The 16,257-nt window shown below is 73.1% G+C and carries 15 protein-coding genes and 1 pseudogene; 12 read left to right on the plus strand and 4 right to left on the minus strand.

Annotated features, from left to right (window positions below; translation table 11 throughout):
• Window positions 1-102 precede the first annotated feature (102 nt).
• Together ABD369_RS21265 and ABD369_RS21270 are read left to right on the plus strand one after the other, a co-directional pair.
• Complete coding sequence (locus ABD369_RS21265) at window positions 103-936, plus strand: purine-nucleoside phosphorylase (protein WP_344638063.1); 834 nt, start codon at window positions 103-105, stop codon at window positions 934-936.
• 274 nt (window positions 937-1,210) lie between these two features.
• The gene (locus ABD369_RS21270) at window positions 1,211-2,905 is read left to right on the plus strand and encodes a phospho-sugar mutase (protein ID WP_344638064.1); all 1,695 of its coding nucleotides are present in this window, start codon (window positions 1,211-1,213) and stop codon (window positions 2,903-2,905) included.
• Window positions 2,906-3,043: 138 nt separating this feature from the next.
• On the opposite strand, the gene ABD369_RS21275 is transcribed toward ABD369_RS21270, so the two are convergent.
• A complete protein-coding gene (locus ABD369_RS21275) occupies window positions 3,044-3,733 on the minus strand; it encodes a PH domain-containing protein (RefSeq protein ID WP_344638065.1) in 690 nt (229 codons plus the stop codon).
• Window positions 3,734-3,975: 242 nt separating this feature from the next.
• On the opposite strand from ABD369_RS21275, the gene deoC reads away from it, so the two are divergent.
• The 5 genes from deoC to ABD369_RS21300 all read left to right on the plus strand — a co-directional run bounded on the left by deoC (window position 3,976) and on the right by ABD369_RS21300 (window position 8,723).
• Window positions 3,976-4,962, plus strand: a complete 987-nt coding sequence (gene deoC, locus ABD369_RS21280; protein ID WP_344638066.1) for a deoxyribose-phosphate aldolase — start codon at window positions 3,976-3,978, stop codon at window positions 4,960-4,962.
• Between the two features lie 4 nt (window positions 4,963-4,966).
• Window positions 4,967-6,448 carry an aldehyde dehydrogenase family protein gene (locus ABD369_RS21285; protein WP_344638067.1) on the plus strand — a complete coding sequence of 494 codons (1,482 nt, stop codon included), beginning with the start codon at window positions 4,967-4,969 and terminating at the stop codon, window positions 6,446-6,448.
• A complete protein-coding gene (locus ABD369_RS21290) occupies window positions 6,441-7,343 on the plus strand; it encodes an aldehyde dehydrogenase family protein (protein ID WP_344638068.1) in 903 nt (300 codons plus the stop codon). The genes ABD369_RS21285 and ABD369_RS21290 overlap by 8 nt, the downstream gene beginning before the upstream one ends.
• Window positions 7,344-7,595: 252 nt before the next feature.
• The gene (locus ABD369_RS21295; protein ID WP_344638069.1) at window positions 7,596-8,003 is read left to right on the plus strand and encodes a hypothetical protein; all 408 of its coding nucleotides are present in this window, start codon (window positions 7,596-7,598) and stop codon (window positions 8,001-8,003) included.
• A gap of 78 nt (window positions 8,004-8,081) precedes the next feature.
• The gene (locus ABD369_RS21300) at window positions 8,082-8,723 is read left to right on the plus strand and encodes an ATP-binding protein (RefSeq protein ID WP_425557705.1); all 642 of its coding nucleotides are present in this window, start codon (window positions 8,082-8,084) and stop codon (window positions 8,721-8,723) included.
• An 18-nt stretch (window positions 8,724-8,741) separates the two neighbouring features.
• On the opposite strand, the gene ABD369_RS21305 is transcribed toward ABD369_RS21300, so the two are convergent.
• Window positions 8,742-9,728: a zinc-dependent alcohol dehydrogenase family protein gene (locus ABD369_RS21305; protein WP_344638070.1), complete on the minus strand. Its 987-nt coding sequence runs from the start codon at window positions 9,726-9,728 to the stop codon at window positions 8,742-8,744.
• Window positions 9,729-9,893: 165 nt separating this feature from the next.
• Between ABD369_RS21305 and ABD369_RS21310 the strand changes: the two genes are divergently transcribed.
• On the plus strand, window positions 9,894-10,847 hold the full coding sequence (locus ABD369_RS21310; protein ID WP_344638071.1) for an AraC family transcriptional regulator: 954 nt from the start codon (window positions 9,894-9,896) through the stop codon (window positions 10,845-10,847).
• 168 nt (window positions 10,848-11,015) lie between these two features.
• Here ABD369_RS21310 and ABD369_RS21315 read toward each other — a convergent pair.
• A pseudogene (locus ABD369_RS21315) lies at window positions 11,016-11,126 on the minus strand (hypothetical protein); the annotation flags it as partial.
• Window positions 11,127-11,285: 159 nt separating this feature from the next.
• Window positions 11,286-12,230: a SigE family RNA polymerase sigma factor gene (locus ABD369_RS21320; RefSeq protein WP_344638072.1), complete on the minus strand. Its 945-nt coding sequence runs from the start codon at window positions 12,228-12,230 to the stop codon at window positions 11,286-11,288.
• 276 nt (window positions 12,231-12,506) lie between these two features.
• Between ABD369_RS21320 and ABD369_RS21325 the strand changes: the two genes are divergently transcribed.
• The 4 genes from ABD369_RS21325 to ABD369_RS21340 all read left to right on the plus strand — a co-directional run bounded on the left by ABD369_RS21325 (window position 12,507) and on the right by ABD369_RS21340 (window position 16,206).
• Window positions 12,507-13,190, plus strand: coding sequence for a response regulator (locus tag ABD369_RS21325; protein ID WP_344638073.1), 684 nt, complete (start codon window positions 12,507-12,509; stop codon window positions 13,188-13,190).
• A 111-nt stretch (window positions 13,191-13,301) separates the two neighbouring features.
• A complete protein-coding gene (locus tag ABD369_RS21330; RefSeq protein ID WP_344638074.1) occupies window positions 13,302-14,906 on the plus strand; it encodes an ATP-binding protein in 1,605 nt (534 codons plus the stop codon).
• Window positions 14,903-15,280 (plus strand): sortase-dependent protein, encoded by a 378-nt coding sequence (locus ABD369_RS21335; protein WP_344638075.1) that lies wholly within the window; start codon window positions 14,903-14,905, stop codon window positions 15,278-15,280. The genes ABD369_RS21330 and ABD369_RS21335 overlap by 4 nt, the downstream gene beginning before the upstream one ends.
• A gap of 38 nt (window positions 15,281-15,318) precedes the next feature.
• The gene (locus ABD369_RS21340) at window positions 15,319-16,206 is read left to right on the plus strand and encodes a VanZ family protein (protein ID WP_344638076.1); all 888 of its coding nucleotides are present in this window, start codon (window positions 15,319-15,321) and stop codon (window positions 16,204-16,206) included.
• Window positions 16,207-16,257 lie beyond the last annotated feature (51 nt).

Here is a 16,257-nt window from a genome sequence, read left to right on the forward strand (position 1 = left end):
ACCGCCCGTGGCCTGTCGTTTCAGGTCGGCCGGGTAACAAATCGGCATGGCTTGAGCGAACTGTCTACGCGCGTAGGCCGAATCTTGTCTATCCTCGGCGATGTGAATGCAACTCCTCAGTCGGTCGTCTCCGCCGACCCCTACGCCGCCGCCCAGGCCGCCGCTGCGCGCCTGCGCGAGCTGACCGGTGCCGAGCGCCACGACTTCGCCCTTGTGATGGGCTCCGGCTGGGTGCCGGCCGCCGACGCGCTGGGCGACCCGTCGGCTCCGGGCAACTTCGAGTTCCCCATCACCGAGCTCCCCGGCTTCCCGGCCCCCGCGGTCGCCGGCCACTCGGGCAAGATCCGCTCCGTCAAGATCGGCGACAAGCGCGCCCTGATCTTCCTCGGCCGCAACCACTACTACGAGGGCTACGGCGTGGCCACCGTGGTCCACGGTGTCCGCACCGCGGCCGCCGCGGGCTGCGAGGTCATCGTGCTGACCAACGGCTGCGGCGGTCTCCGCCGGGGCTGGACCCCCGGCCAGCCGGTCCTGATCAGCGACCACATCAACCTGACCGCGGACTCCCCGATCGTCGGCGCCAACTTCGTCGACCTGACGGACCTGTACTCGCCGCGCCTGCGCCAGCTCTGCCGCGAGGTGGACCCGTCGCTGGACGAGGCCGTGTACGTCCAGTTCCGCGGCCCGCACTACGAGACCCCGGCCGAGGTCAACATGGCCCGGGTGCTCGGCGGTGAGCTGGTCGGCATGTCCACCACCCTGGAGGCCATCGCCGCCCGCGAGGCCGGCGCCGAGGTGCTCGGCATCTCGCTGGTCACCAACCTGGCCGCCGGCATGACCGGCGAGCCGCTCAACCACGAAGAGGTGCTGGAGGCCGGCAAGGCCAGCGCCGAGCGGATGGGCGCGCTGCTGGCCAAGGTCCTTGAGCGGATCTGAGCCGGAGCTGACGCAGAATCAGTAGAGGGGTCTTCGGGTGCAGCTCGCCCGGAGACCCCGTCTGCGCGTCGACGTCCCTCCGACCCCTCGGAGGGAGCCGGCACAGCGTGACTCCGCCCTCCCGGCCCCGAGAGGGCTCCTCGCTCCCGCGACGGTCAGCCCCTGGCCGTTGCCCGAAGACACGCGGCGACCGTACCGCGACGCGCAACGCCTTGACCGGCAGAGCAGCTTCCCCCCTTCGGGTGACACCGAAGGTCTCACGAGAAGAGACGAGATGGCGCAGGCATCCACCACCGACCTCCTCGCCCGGGCCCGGACCTGGCTCGCCGAGGACCCCGACCCGCAGACCCGCGAGGAACTGACCGCACTGCTGGCCGCCGCCGAGGGCCCCGACGCGGAGAGCGAGGAGCGCCTCGCCTGGTCGCACCTGGCCGAGCGCTTCGCCGGCCGGCTCCAGTTCGGCACCGCCGGACTGCGCGGTGAGCTCGGCGCGGGCCCGATGCGGATGAACCGCGCCGTGGTGATCCGCGCCGCCGCCGGCCTCGCCGCCTACGTCAGGAAGCAGCAGCTCGGCGACCTCGTGGTGATCGGCTACGACGCCCGCCACAAGTCGTACGACTTCGCCCGCGACACCGCCGCCGTGATGGTCGGCGCCGGGCTGCGCGCCGCCCTGCTGCCGCGCGCGCTGCCGACCCCGGTCCTGGCCTTCGCGATCCGCCACCTCGGCGCCGCCGCGGGTGTCACGGTGACCGCCAGCCACAACCCGCCGCAGGACAACGGCTACAAGGTCTACCTGGGCGACGGCTCGCAGATCGTCCCGCCCGCCGACGCCGGCATCGCCGACGAGATCGACGCCATCGCCTCGCTCTCCGACGTGCCGCGCGCCGAGAGCGGCTGGGAGGTGCTCGGCGAGGAGGTCGTCGATGCCTACCTGAACCGCGCCGTCTCCACCGTCGAGGCCGGCGGCGCCCGCGACCTGAACGTCGTCTACACCCCGCTGCACGGCGTCGGCCGGGACGTCCTGCTGTCCGCCTTCGAGCGGGCCGGCTTCCCCGCCCCCACCGTGGTCGCCGAACAGGCCGACCCGGACCCGGACTTCCCGACCGTGGCCTTCCCCAACCCGGAGGAGCCGGGCGCGATGGACCTCGCGTTCGCCACCGCCGCCTCCGTCGGCCCGGACGTCGTCATCGCCAACGACCCGGACGCCGACCGCTGCGCCGTGGCCGTGCCCACCGGCGACAACGGCGGCTGGCGGATGCTGCGCGGCGACGAGGTGGGCGCGCTGCTCGGCGAGGCCCTGGTCGCCAAGAAGGCCGTCGGCACCTTCGCCACCACCATCGTCTCCTCCACCCTGCTGGGTCGGATCGCCGCCGCGGCCGGGCTGGACTACACCGAGACGCTCACCGGCTTCAAGTGGATCTCCCGTGCCGACGGCCTGCGCTACGGCTACGAGGAGGCGCTCGGCTACTGCGTCGACCCGTCCGGCGTCCGCGACAAGGACGGCATCACCGCCGCCCTGCTGGTCGCCGAACTGGCCGCCACCCTCAAGCAGTCCGGCCGCACCCTGACCGACCTGCTGGACGACCTGGCGCTGGCACACGGCCTGCACGCCACCGACCAGCTCTCCGTCCGGGTGCAGGACCTCTCGCTGATCGCCGACGCGATGCGGCGCCTGCGCGAGCAGCCGCCGACCGTGCTGGCCGGTCTGCAGGTCACCCGGGCCGACGACCTGGCCGCCGGCTCCGCCGAGCTGCCGCCCACCGACGGCCTGCGCTACTACCTGGCCGGCGACGGCGTGACCTCGGCCCGGATCGTGGTCCGGCCGTCCGGCACCGAGCCCAAGCTGAAGTGCTACCTGGAGGTCGTCCTCCCGGTCGCCTCCGCCGCCGAGCTCGCCGAGACCCGCCGCCGGGCCGCCGAGGTCCTGGACGCCGTCAAGCGCGACCTCGCCGCCGCGGCCGGCATCTGACCGCGGCGCGGCACGCGAACGGGCCCGGTGCCCCGACCTCCTTCGGTCGGGGCACCGGGCCCGTCGTACGTCCTGCGCCGCCAGCGCGGCCCGGCCCGGCCCGGTCGGTCTTGAATGATCCGGGTGCCGAAACGGCGCTCAGGTGGCCGCGATCAGCGTGACGAAGGCGACCAGGCCGGCCAGCGTGGGCACGATGATCCACCAGCACCAGCGGACCGCCACCTCGCCGGCCGCGTCGGGCCGGCCCGCATTGCGCTCGGCGATCTCCTGCAGGGTGTCGACCACCTGGTCCGACCAGGCGCGGGTCGGGTCCGAGTCCCCATGCCGCAGTCCGCGCCGGGCGGGCGCCGGGCGGCTCGACGCGGACGCACCGCCCTTGAACGCCTCGGCGGCGGTGACGGCGGCCCGGCTCGCCGCGCGGTTGGCCCGCTTGCGCTGCCGGAGCGACACCGGCACGGCCCAGACCTGGTACTTCTTGCCGCCGGCGAGCAGCTCCACCGAGTACCCCGCCCGCAGGGCCTCCACCGAGGCCCACGGCGCCTCCACCGTCCGCAGCGGGTTGCGGACCAGCAGCCGCCGGTCGTTCGCGTACACGACGGGCCGCAGGGTGTACGCGACCACCGGGAACCCGAAGACCGGGGCGGCGGCCAGCGCGACCCACGGCGTGCGGCCGGTACCGGTCACGATGGCGTCGATGATCAGCCACCCGGCGACGGCGAGCAGCAGCACGCCGGAGACGACACCGGGAACGGAGCGGTAGACGCGGTCGGCGTACTGCTCCTCGGGGGCGGCGTTGCCCGGGTCGGGCGTGCCGTCGGATTCGGTCATGGGGACGATTCTGCCCGATGGGAACCGGCTTCCCCATGGGCCCGAGATCACGAAATGCCGACACTCGCGGCCCCGCGCCGGTGACCTCCCTCCCCGCCCCGGCGGCCTCCGCCCCGGTCGGCGGACTCACCGGCCGGTGAGCGGCGCTCCCGGCCGCCGGCCGCTCAGGTCTCGGTCCCGCATCGATAAAGGGCACCCCCTATGCGGCTTGCTACGCGCGTAGATATGCTGCCCTTGTGACCATGTCCACTGTTGCAGCCAACGCCCTCGGCGCTGCGGGCGGCGGCCTTCAGGACGTTGCGGCGTCCGAGGCCTCGCTCCGTCGCTTCCTGCACGGCCTGCCCGGCGTCGACGCCGTCGGCCTGGAAGCCCGCGCCGCCTCCCTCGGCACCCGTTCGATCAAGACCACGGCCAAGGCGTACGCCATCGATCTGGCCATCTCGATGATCGACCTGACCACGCTCGAAGGCGCGGACACGGTCGGCAAGGTGCGCGCACTGTGCACCAAGGGCCGGAACCCCGACCCGACCGACCGGACCACCCCCCGCGTCGCCGCGATCTGTGTCTACCCGGACATGGTCGCCACCGCGAAGGAGACGCTGAAGGGGACCGACATCCAGGTCGCCTCCGTCGCCACCGCGTTCCCCGCCGGGCGCGCCGCGCTCCCGGTCAAGCTGGCCGACACCGCCGACGCGGTCGCGGCCGGCGCCGACGAGATCGACATGGTGATCGACCGCGGCGCCTTCCTCTCCGGCCGCTACCTCGACGTCTACAACGAGATCGTCGCGGTCAAGGAGGCGTGCAAGCGCCCGGACGGCACCTACGCCCACCTCAAGGTGATCTTCGAAACCGGCGAGCTGCAGACGTACGACAACGTGCGCCGCGCCTCCTGGCTGGCCATGCTGGCCGGTGCCGACTTCATCAAGACCTCCACCGGCAAGGTCGCGGTCAACGCGACTCCCCCGGTGACCCTGCTGATGCTGGAGGCCGTCCGCGACTTCCGGGCGCTGACCGGCATCCAGGTCGGCGTGAAGCCGGCCGGCGGCATCAAGACCACCAAGGACGCCATGAAGTACCTGGTGATGGTCAACGAGACCCTCGGCGACGACTGGCTGACCCCGCACTGGTTCCGCTTCGGCGCCTCCAGCCTGCTCAACGACCTGCTGATGCAGCGTCAGAAGCTGACCACCGGCCGGTACTCCGGTCCCGACTACGTGACGGTGGACTGAGACCATGGCCAAGACCAACAAGAAGGCGGAAGAGACCGTGACCCCCAAGGGCCGCCTCTTCGAGTACGCCCCCGCGCCCGAGTCCCCCGCCGCGGCGGGGGACATCCAGAGCTCGTACGGCCACTTCATCGGCGGCGAGTTCGTGGACTCCAGCGGCAGCGAGGCGCTGAAGACCGTCAACCCGGCCACCGAGCAGGTGCTGGCCGAGTTCGCGCAGGGTACCGAGGAGGACGTCGACCGCGCGGTCGCCGCCGCCCGCAAGGCGTTCACCGACTGGTCGGCGCTGCCGGGCAGTGAGCGCGCCAAGTACCTGTTCCGGATCGCCCGGATCGTCCAGGAGCGCTCGCGCGAGCTGGCCGTGCTGGAGTCGATCGACAACGGCAAGCCGATCAAGGAGACCCGGGACTTCGACCTGCCGATGGTCGCCTCCTGGTTCTTCTACTACGCGGGCTGGGCGGACAAGCTGGACTACGCCGGCTTCGGCCCGAACCCGCGTCCGGTCGGCGTGGCCGGCCAGGTCATCCCGTGGAACTTCCCGCTGATGATGCTGGCCTGGAAGATCGCGCCCGCGCTCGCCACCGGCAACACCGTGGTCCTCAAGCCCGCCGAGACCACCCCGCTGACCGCGCTGCGCTTCGCCGAGATCTGCCGCCAGGCCGGCCTGCCCAAGGGCGTCGTCAACATCGTCACCGGTGACGGCCGTACCGGCGCCGCGCTGACCGCGCACCCGGACGTCAACAAGGTGGCCTTCACCGGCTCGACCCCGGTCGGCCGGGCGATCGCCCGGCAGGTGGCCGGGACGCGCAAGAAGCTGTCGCTCGAACTCGGCGGCAAGGCCGCGAACATCGTCTTCGACGACGCGCCGATCGACCAGGCGGTCGAGGGCATCGTCAACGGCATCTTCTTCAACCAGGGCCACGTCTGCTGCGCCGGCAGCCGCCTGCTGGTCCAGGAGTCGATCCAGGACGAGCTGCTGGACGCCCTGAAGCGCCGGATGGCCACCCTGCGCGTCGGCGACCCGCTGGACAAGAACACCGACATCGGTGCGATCAACTCGGCCGGCCAGCTGGCCCGGATCACCGAGCTGGCCGCCTCCGGCGAGGCCGAGGGCGCCGAGCGCTGGGCCCCGTCCTGCGAACTGCCCAGCGCCGGTTACTGGTTCCGCCCGACCCTGTTCACCGGGGTCAGCCAGGCGCACCGGATCGCCCGCGAGGAGATCTTCGGCCCGGTGCTCTCCGTACTGACCTTCCGTACGCCGGCCGAGGCCGTCGAGAAGGCCAACAACACCCAGTTCGGTCTCTCCGCCGGCATCTGGACCGAGAAGGGCTCGCGCATCCTGTGGATGGCGAACCAGCTCAAGGCCGGTGTGGTGTGGGCGAACTCCTTCAACAAGTTCGACCCGACCTCGCCGTTCGGCGGTTACAAGGAGTCGGGCTACGGCCGCGAGGGTGGCCGCCACGGTCTGGAGGCCTACCTCGATGTCTGAGCTCATGAGCCGTCTTGACGTCTTCAAGACCTACAAGCTGTACGTCGGCGGGAAGTTCCCGCGCTCCGAGAGCGGGCGGGTGTACGAGGTGACCGACAGCAAGGGCCAGTGGCTCGCCAACGCCCCGCTCGGCTCCCGCAAGGACACCCGGGACGCCGTCCTCGCCGCCCGCGCGGCGGTCAAGGGCTGGTCGGGCACCACCGCGTACAACCGCGGCCAGGTGCTCTACCGCGTCGCGGAGATGCTCCAGGGCCGCCGCGAGCAGTTCGCCGCCGAGGTGTCGGCCGCCGAGGGCGTCGGTGCCAAGAAGGCCGCCGCGCTGGTGGACGCCGCGATCGACCGCTGGGTCTGGTACGCGGGCTGGACGGACAAGGTGGCGCAGATCGCGGGCGGGGCCAACCCGGTCGCCGGTCCGTTCTTCAACCTGTCCTCCCCCGAACCGACCGGCGTGATCGGCATCGTGGCGCCGCAGTCCGGGTACGGCTTCTCCTTCCTCGGCCTGGTCTCCGCGATCGCTCCGGTGATCGCCACCGGCAACACGGTCGTGGTGGCCGCCGCCGCCGACGCGCCGCTGCCGGCGCTCTCGCTGGGCGAGGTGCTGGCCACCTCCGACCTGCCGGGCGGCGTGGTCAACGTGATCTCCGGCCGTACGGTGGACATCGCGCCCACCCTCGCCTCGCACCAGGACGTGAACGGCCTCGACCTGTCGGGCGCGATCGCCGCCGAAGGACCGGGCTCCGCCGCCGAGTTGGAGGCCGCGGCCGCCGACACCCTCAAGCGAGTGGTCCGCCCGGCGCTCGACCCGGCCGCCCTGGACTGGACCGATGCGCCCGGCACCGAGCGGCTACTCTCCTTCATGGAGACCAAGACGGTCTGGCACCCGATGGGTATCTGACCGCCTCCCCACCAGCCGGCCGTCCCCAGTGCCCCTCTCCCCCCAGGGGCCCGGACGTGCCGAGGACGGACCCGCACCTCCCCCCTGGTGCGGGTCCGTTGCCTTGGACCGACCGGCAACGGGGCGCGCGGCGTCGCGCTCCCCGTTGCCGGTCGGTCTCATCCACCCGCCGTCCTTCGGGGCCACGAGCCGCCGACCGGCGGGCAACCGGCGCCGCGGCCGGGAGGTCCTCACTCACGGAGGACCGCGAAGGTGGGGAGGACAGCCGTGTGGGAGATCCTGGCCGAGCTTGCCGTGCTGGCGGGGGACGGGCTGCCGCGGGCGCTGCGGGCCCGCCGGGCGCGGCGGCGGCTGGCGGCCGGGCTGCCGGCCCGGATCCCGTGCTCCGTCCGCTCCGAGCGACCGGGCTGGCCGACCCGGTACACCCGCGGCAGCCTGCGGTTCACCCCCGCCAGCTCCACGGCGGCTTTCGGCTCACGGCACCACCCGTACCTGGGACTGCCGCCCGGCGGCGAGTTCTTCGACCCCGGGCCCGCGGCCCCCGACGACCAGGACTGGCTCGTCACCGTCTACCAGCCACCCGGCGGCGGGGCCGCGGTGAACATCCAGGTGCGCACCCGCTACCTCCCCTCGGTACGGCTGGCGTTGGGCGGCGGCTGAGCGCACGGGGGCCGGAAGCGAAGAGGTGACGTACGCCCGGTTTCGGCATCGGTGCCTGATGCGTCAGACTGGTGTCCCGTGAGTGACTCCCCGCTTAACCAGCCGTCGATGCTCCCTGCCCGCGTGGTACTGCTCTCCGGTCCCTCCGGTTCGGGCAAGTCCTCACTCGCCGCCAGGACGGGACTTCCGGTCCTCCAGCTGGACGACTTCTACAAGGACGGCGACGACCCCTCCCTCCCCCTCCTGCCCGACGGCGGGGTGGACTGGGACTCCCCGCTCGCCTGGCACCGCGAGCAGGCGGTGGCGGCGATCAGGCGGCTGGCGGAGGACGGCCGGGCCGAGGTGCCGGTGTACTCGATCCCCGACAACGGCCGGATCGGCACCCACGTCCTGGACCTCGGCGGCGCCCCGGCGTTCATCGCCGAGGGGATCTTCGCCGCCGAGATCACCGAGCAGTGCGCGGACGAGGGACTCCTCGGCGACGCGCTCTGCCTGCGCAACCACCCGCTCACCACGGCCTGGCGGCGCCTGCGGCGGGATGTCCGCGAGGGACGCAAGTCGCTCCCGGTGCTGCTGCGACGCGGCTGGCGACTGATGCGGGCCGAGCACGGCATCGTGTCCCGGCAGGTCGGGCTCGGCGCGTACGCCTGCGGCGGTCCTGAGGCCGAGCGCAGGGTGCGGACCGTCGCCGCGCGGACGCCGGCGGCCGTCGGGGTCTGATCCCGTGCGGCCCGCGGGTCAGTGCCGGACGGTGACCACCACCTTGCCGACCTGGTTGTTGGACTCCAGGTGGCGATGGGCCTCGGCGATCTCCGAGAGGTCGAAGGTGCGGTCGATCACCGGGGCCAGCGTCCCGGCCCGCAACCCGGCGTCGACGAAGTGCTCGGCGCGGCGGCGGGCGCCCGGATCGGCCAGCACGTCCAGATGGGCGTAACCGAGGATCCGCAGGCCCCAGTTGAGCGGCAGCGGGGCGGGCCGCGGGTCCAGCCAGCCGTAGACGATCAGCAGGCCGCCGGGGGCGACCGCCTGGGCGGTGGTCCGCAGGCCGGGACCGGCGACCGGGTCGAAGACGAACTCGGCGCCCCGGCCGTCGGTGATCTCCCGGACCCGGTCGAGCAGGTCCTCCTCGTCCAGCACGATGACGTGTGCGGCGCCGAGCTCCAGCAGCTGCTCGCGCTTGAGCGCGCTGCGGGTCACCGCGACGGGGATCGCGCCGAGGTGGCGCGCGATCTGGATCGCGGCGACGCCGACGCTGCTGGAGGCGGCGGTGACCAGCACATGGTCGCCGGGCCGCAGGCCGCCCTGCTCGACCAGGGCGCCGTAGGCGGTGCCGTACGACAGCCGGACGGCCGCGCCGGTGACGGCGTCCACCGTCTCCGGCCGGTGGACCAGGTTCGAGGCGGCGGTGACGACGTGGTCACCGTAGACGCCGTGCTCGCTCATCCCGCCGAACGCCACTGAGTCGACCTGGTCGCCGACCGCGAAGCCGGTGACGCCCTCGCCCACGGCCAGGACCTCACCGGAGGCCTCGTAGCCGAGCCGGGAGCCGGGCAGGGTCGGCTGGTAGTAGTAGGTGCCGGCACGGAACAGGGCCTCGGCCCGGTTCAGCCCGAGCGCGTCCACCCGGACCAGCACCTCGCCGGGCCCCGGCGCACCGAGCTCGGTCTCGACGATGCGCAGCACCTCGGGGCCGCCGATCTCGTCGAACACGACTGACTTGGCCATGCTGTCACTTCCCCCATGATGGATCGGTTATCTGACGCAACATCAGTTCTGCTGCGCCGTCGACCCGTTAACCGTACGGAGGGTGGACGCCGGCCGCCCATGCCGCAACCGCTCGCGATCATGTCCGATCGTCCACCGGAACGGCCCCCGGCTACCCTGCCGGACATGGACGTACTCAGCGACGCGATCACCGCGATGCGCACCGGCCTGCCGCACGCCGGCCGCTCCCGCAGGTCGGCTCCGTGGGGGATCCGCTTCCCCGACTCCGACGGCACCGGGGTGCACGTGGTGCTGCAGGGCTCGTGCTGGCTACTGCCCTCGGACGGCGCACCGCCGCTGCGGCTCGGCGTCGGCGACGTGCTGTTGCTGGCGCGCGGCGGCTCGTACGGGCTGGCCGACCACCCCGACACCCCGCTCGAGGACGTGGTGCTCCGGCCCGACGGCACCCTGCCGAGCCACCCGGACGAACCCGAGGACGGCCACCCGTCCGCCCGACTGCTCTGCGGCGCCTACCAGTTGAACCGGGCCAGGGCCCACCCGCTGCTGGCCTGCGTACCGCCGGTGGTCCATCTGCCCGCCCAGGTCGGCCGCCATCCGGGGCTGCGCGCCGTGGTCGACCTGCTCGGCAGCGAGGCCACCGGGCACCGGCCGGGTTCGGACGCGATCGTCCCGGCACTGCTCGACACGCTCCTGCTGCTGGTGCTGCGGGCGTGGTTCGAGGAGGAGTCCGACCGGGGCGCCACCGGGTGGGCGGCGGCGCTGGGCGACGGCGCGGTCGCCTCCGCCCTGCGCGACATCCACGGCGACCCGGCCCACCCTTGGACGGTCGAGGAACTGGCCGTCCGGGCCGGCCTCTCCCGGGCCGCCTTCGCCCGCCGCTTCACCGCCCTGGTCGGACAGCCGCCGCTCGGCTACCTCACCTGGTGGCGGATGACCACGGCCGGCCGGCTGCTGCGCTCGGACGACGCCCCGCTGCGGGTCGTCTCCCGCCGGACCGGCTACACCTCCGAGTTCGCCTTCGCCAAGGCCTTCAAACGCGAGTACGGCCTCTCCCCCGGCCAGTACCGCGACCAGCGCCGCCCGGCACGTCCCGGTCTCGCCGCGAGATCCGTCCGGTGAGCCTCCAGGAGCCCCGCGGGCTCGGGCCAGGCCCCGCCGCATCAGGTCCCGGCAGGTCTCCCGCCGCGCCACCGCCCGGGAGTGCCCGTCCCCGCAGAACACCGCCGGCGGCCGCCGGGCACCGTTGTAGTTGTTGCTGAGCGCGTACGTGTAGGCGCCGGTGGCCGGCACCGCGACCAGGTCACCGGGCCGCGGAGCCCGCAGCGGCACACCGTCGCCGAGCGTGTCCCCCGACTCGCAGTGCCGGCCGACCAGCCGGCACGGCTCGCCCCCGCCCACCCCGGCGCGCGGCCTGGACGGCAGAAGGCCCGGTGCCTCTCCCCGGCACCGGGCCCTTCCACCGGGTCAGATCTTCGGGTTCCCCCTCCGGCCGCCGCTCCCCCGAGCCGGCGATCGCGCCCTCGATCTGCCCTACCCGTCCCCCTACGGGAGTCCTTGTCAGGCGACGAGCTCCCCGAACGCGAGCACGGTGTCACCCGTGCGGTTCAGCTGCTCGTCGTCCCGCAGCCGGCGCAGCGCGCGCCAGATGCTGCTCTTCACCGTGCCGACGCTGATGCCGAGGATGTCGGCGATCTCCGGGTCGGTGCGGCCCTCGTAGTAGCGGAGCACCAGCATGGTCCGCTGGTTCTCCGGCAGCTTGGCCAGCGCCTGCCACAGCACGGCCCGCAGCTCGGTGCCGCCCATGGCGTCGGTGTCGCCGACCGTCTCCGGCAGTTCCTCGGTCGGGTACTCGTTGACCTTGCGGCGCCGCCAGGCGGAGATGTGCAGGTTGGTCATGGTGCGGCGGAGGTAGCCGCCGACCGCCGCCTTGTCGGTGATCCGACCCCAGGCGCGGTAGGTGCTGAAGAGCGCGCTCTGCAGCAGGTCCTCGGCCTCGTGGCGGTCACCGGTGAGGTGGTAGGCCGTGGCGTACAGCGAGGCGCGGCGCTCGCGGACGTACGCGGTGAACTCCTTCATGTGCTCCGCCTCGGCGGCCGGCGCGGAAGCCGCCACCGGTGCGGCCTTCTCCGCGGCCGGAAGCCGGAACACCGACGCCCCGGGGGCGGTGGCGGCGCGGCCGGCCGGCTCCCCCGAGCCGAGACCGACCGCGACGCCCTTGCCCGTTGCGCTCCCCTGACCCGTCACGCGGACGGGGAGGACTCCCCGCAGCGTGAGGGTCGAACCGGTCTCGGCCGCCGCCCCCCGGTGGCCGATCCCGAACAGGTCCCCCGACCTGCTCCCGCCGCTGATGCGGCGGTTCCCGGTGCTGTGTGCGCACCCCCGTACGATCACGGCACCGGAAGCCTCGTCCGTCCGTACCTCGAAGTGGGTCCTGGTGGCGACTGCCGACGAACGCGCGTTTCGGACGGCCGCGGTGCTGCGGGTCTTGAGCGTGGCGTTCATCGTGACACCTCCATGATCGGTACGAGCGGTTCGCTGTCCGCCGCCGCGCTCCCCCGTCCCTCGGGCCGGGGTGTCGTCGCGGCGACAGGGAAAATCCTGCCCGCCGGTCGTCATGGCGCTGTCCGCCGACTGTCACAGAGCTGTCACAGCGGCCGGGACTTTGGTCCACAATTCCCCCGCACCAGCCTGGACGCCCAGGGGCGCGTTCCGGTTCCCGATCCCCGCGGCCGTGACGCAGCAGGTGATTCGATCCGCCGAGTGGGCCAGAATGAGGCCGTGCCATACCTCCTTCTGATCGAGGACGACGACGCCATCCGGACCGGCCTCGAACTCGCCCTCACCCGCCAGGGTCACCGCATGGTCACCGCCGCCTCCGGCGAGGACGGGCTGAAGCTCTTCAAGGAGCAGCGCCCGGACCTGATCGTGCTCGACGTGATGCTGCCCGGCATCGACGGCTTCGAGGTCTGCCGCCGGATCCGCCGCACCGACCAGCTGCCGATCATCCTGCTGACCGCGCGCTCGGACGACATCGACGTGGTGGTGGGCCTGGAGTCCGGCGCGGACGACTACGTGGTCAAGCCGGTGCAGCCCCGGGTGCTGGACGCCCGGATCCGCGCGGTGCTGCGCCGCGGCGAGCGGGAGAGCTCTGACTCCTCGGTGTACGGCAACGTGGTGATCGACCGCTCGGCGATGACCGTCACCAAGAACGGTCAGGACCTCCAACTCACGCCCACCGAGCTGCGGTTGCTGCTGGAGCTGAGCCGCCGGCCGGGCCAGGCGCTGTCCCGGCAGCAGCTGTTGCGGCTGGTCTGGGAGCACGACTACCTGGGCGACTCCCGACTGGTGGACGCCTGTGTGCAGCGGCTGCGGGCGAAGGTGGAGGATGTACCCTCGGCGCCGACGCTGATCCGCACGGTCCGCGGGGTGGGCTACCGGCTCGACCCGCCCAACCAGTCCTGACGGCCGTCCGCGGCACTCTCCGGCAAACCGCCGGCCCGGCTCCGAACGACCGAGCACCCAGCCCTGGACGACCAGCGGCCCGGCTCTGAACGACATTGGTGAGAACCCCAGTTGACTGTTGACCCTCATACCTCGCGCCGTCCGCGCCCCTGGCGGTGGCAGCAGCTGCGTTCGCTGCGGGTACGGCTGATCGCGGTGTTCGCCGTCGTGGCGCTGTGCACCGCCGTCTCGGCGTCCGGGATCGCGTACTGGCTCAACCGCGACGCGGTGCTCAAGCGCGCCCAGGACACCGCACTGAACGACTTCCGGGTCTCCCTCACCCGCAATGTCTCCGACCTGCCGCTGAACGCGTCCTGCCCGCAACTGACCAACCTGGCGAACCTGGTGGCCACCTCCGGCCTCAACTACCAGGTGGTGGTGGTCGACGAGAACCAGCCCGACTGCGCCGCCTCCTCCGCCCCGTCGAGCTTCACGCTCGCCCAGGTGCCGCCGGCGCTGCGGGCCACGGTGGCCAGGCCGCGCGAGACCAACTCGGCCAACCCGTACGCGTACCACCTGTACTGGCAGCGGGTGAACCTGGACGGGAAGCCGTACGTGGTCGGCGGCACCAAGGTGGTGCCGAGCGGGCCGACGGCGTACATGTTCAAGTCGCTGGACAACGAGCGGGCCGACCTCAACACCCTGGGCTGGTCGCTGGCGATCGCCACCCTGCTCGCGCTGATCGGCTCCGCGCTGCTGGCGCAGGCCGCCTCGGCCACGGTGCTGCGGCCGGTGAAGCGCCTCGGCGAGGCGGCCCGGCGGCTCGGCGAGGGCGAGCTGGACACCCGGCTCGACGTCGAGGGCGGCGACGAACTCGCCGACCTGGCACGGACGTTCAACCGGGCGGCGGAGTCGCTCTCCGAGCAGGTGGAGGAGCTCAGCGCCCGGGAGGCGCAGAGCCGGCGGTTCGTCGCCGACATGTCGCACGAGCTGCGCACCCCGCTGACCGCGATGACCGCGGTGACGGACATCCTGGAGGACGAGGCCGAGCTGCTCGACCCGATGGTCGAGCCGGCCGTGCGGATCGTGGTCAGCGAGACCCGCAGGCTCTCCGACCTGGTGGAGAACCTGATGGAGGTGACCCGGTTCGACGCGGGCACCGCCAAGCTGGTCGCCGACGAGATGGACATAGCCGACCTGATCATGTCCTGCATCGACGGCCGGGCCTGGTACGACGCGGTCGAGGTGGACGCCCCGCGCGGGATCCTGGCCGTGGTCGACCCGCGCCGCCTGGACGTGGTCTTCGCCAACCTGATCGGCAACGCGCTCAAGCACGGCGGCTCGCCGGTACGGGTCAGGGTCCGCCAGATCGGCCAGACCGTGGTGGTGGAGGTCTCCGACAGCGGCCCGGGCATCCCGGAGGACGTCCTGCCGCACGTCTTCGACCGCTTCTTCAAGGCCGACAAGGGCCGCGCCCGCTCCGAGGGCAGCGGGCTCGGGCTGTCCATCGCGATGGCCAACGCGCAGATCCACGGCGGCACCATCACCGCCGCCAACGGCGAGGTCGGGGCGGTGTTCACGCTGACCCTGCCGCTCACCCCCGGCGGACCGCTGGACGGCCCGAGTGCCGCGGACCCGGCTCCCGCCGTGGCCACGGAATCGGAATCGGACCGGGGCCCGGCAGTGGCACCGACCGCGGAACAGGCTGGCGCGGCCGATCAGGAAGGTGCCCGGTGAACGTACCCAGGACCGCTGCGGCGGCCGCACTGCTGACCGCCGTCCTGGCGACCGCGACGGGCTGCGGCATCCGGCCGACCGCCGTGCCCGTCGACGCGGGCGCCCCGGCCAGTCGAACGGCCTGCCCCAACCCGTACACGGTTCCGACCGCGGTGCTGGCTCCGACGCCGAGCACCGCGCCCCGGCCGTCCGCCGCAGCGGGGAGCCCGTCGGCCGCTCCGTCCGGCACGCCGTCGTCCGCGCCGTCGGGGGTGCCCTCGACCGGCACGCCGGGTGCGACGGCGAGCGGCAGCCCCGGCGCGGACGCCACGGCCAAGGGGCCCGTCAGTGTGTTCAGCGCGGTCCCCTCACCAGGAGCGTCCCGCTGCCCATGAACGGGTTACCCCGAACCCGCGTGACCGAGCGCGGAACCGTGAACGACAAACGGGGCGTCCTCCCCGGCGTGCAGCGAGATGGCACCACCACGCGCCACGAGCGCGAGCGCGGGACCGGCGTACGGGCCGGCAGCAGCCCCACCCAAGGGGCGTACGCTCCGTCCTTCGCGCCGGATTCCTCCCGGTCCGGGCTTCCGCGGCAGCCGAAGGAGGCGCCGCAGGACGCATCCCCGGACGGACCACCTTCCCCGGACGGACCACCGGAGCAGTCGCAACCCTCCGGGGACGGTTACGGGCCCGAGGCGTCACCCCGGGCGCGGCGGATCGGTCTGACCGTGCTCGCCGGATATCTGGCGGTGGTCGGGTGGTTCACCCTCCGTCCGGTGACGGTCGGGTGGGCACCTCCGGCCAACCTGACCCCGTTCGCCTCGGTCGGCCAGGCGCTGGCCGTCGGCGGCCTGGCCGGTGCCCTGCAACTGGCCGGCGGGCTGCTGCCGCTGGCACCGCTCGGCGTCCTGCTCCCGCTGGCCGGCGGACGGCTGCGGACCGGCTGGCTGCCGTCCTTCCTGCACACCGTGGGCGGTTCGGCACTGCTGGCCACCGGCCTGGAGATCCTCAAGGGCTGGACGCCCTGGCACGTCTCGAACGTGGACGACATCCTGCTGGGCACGCTCGGTGTCGCCGCCACCCACCTGGCCTTCGTCCCGGCCGGCCGGAGCGCGCTGCGCCGACGGGCCCCCAGAACGCCCGCGACGCCCACGCCACCCTCCTGTGCCGCGCCTGCGGCCGAGCCCGCTGGCGAGCCCGCACCAGCACCCCGGATGACCGCGTCCGTGTCCCAGGGGCCCACGCCGATGCCCCAGGTGACCGCGGTGGCCGCCCCGCTGGGCGCCGCCCACCGACCGGTTCTCAGGGGCCATCCCTGAACCGACCCCGAGCCGCCGCTACGCCGGCCCGGTGAGAGCTCAGGGGGCCGG

This window comes from Kitasatospora cystarginea (assembly GCF_039533515.1).
Classification (GTDB): Bacteria; Actinomycetota; Actinomycetes; order Streptomycetales; family Streptomycetaceae; genus Kitasatospora; species Kitasatospora cystarginea.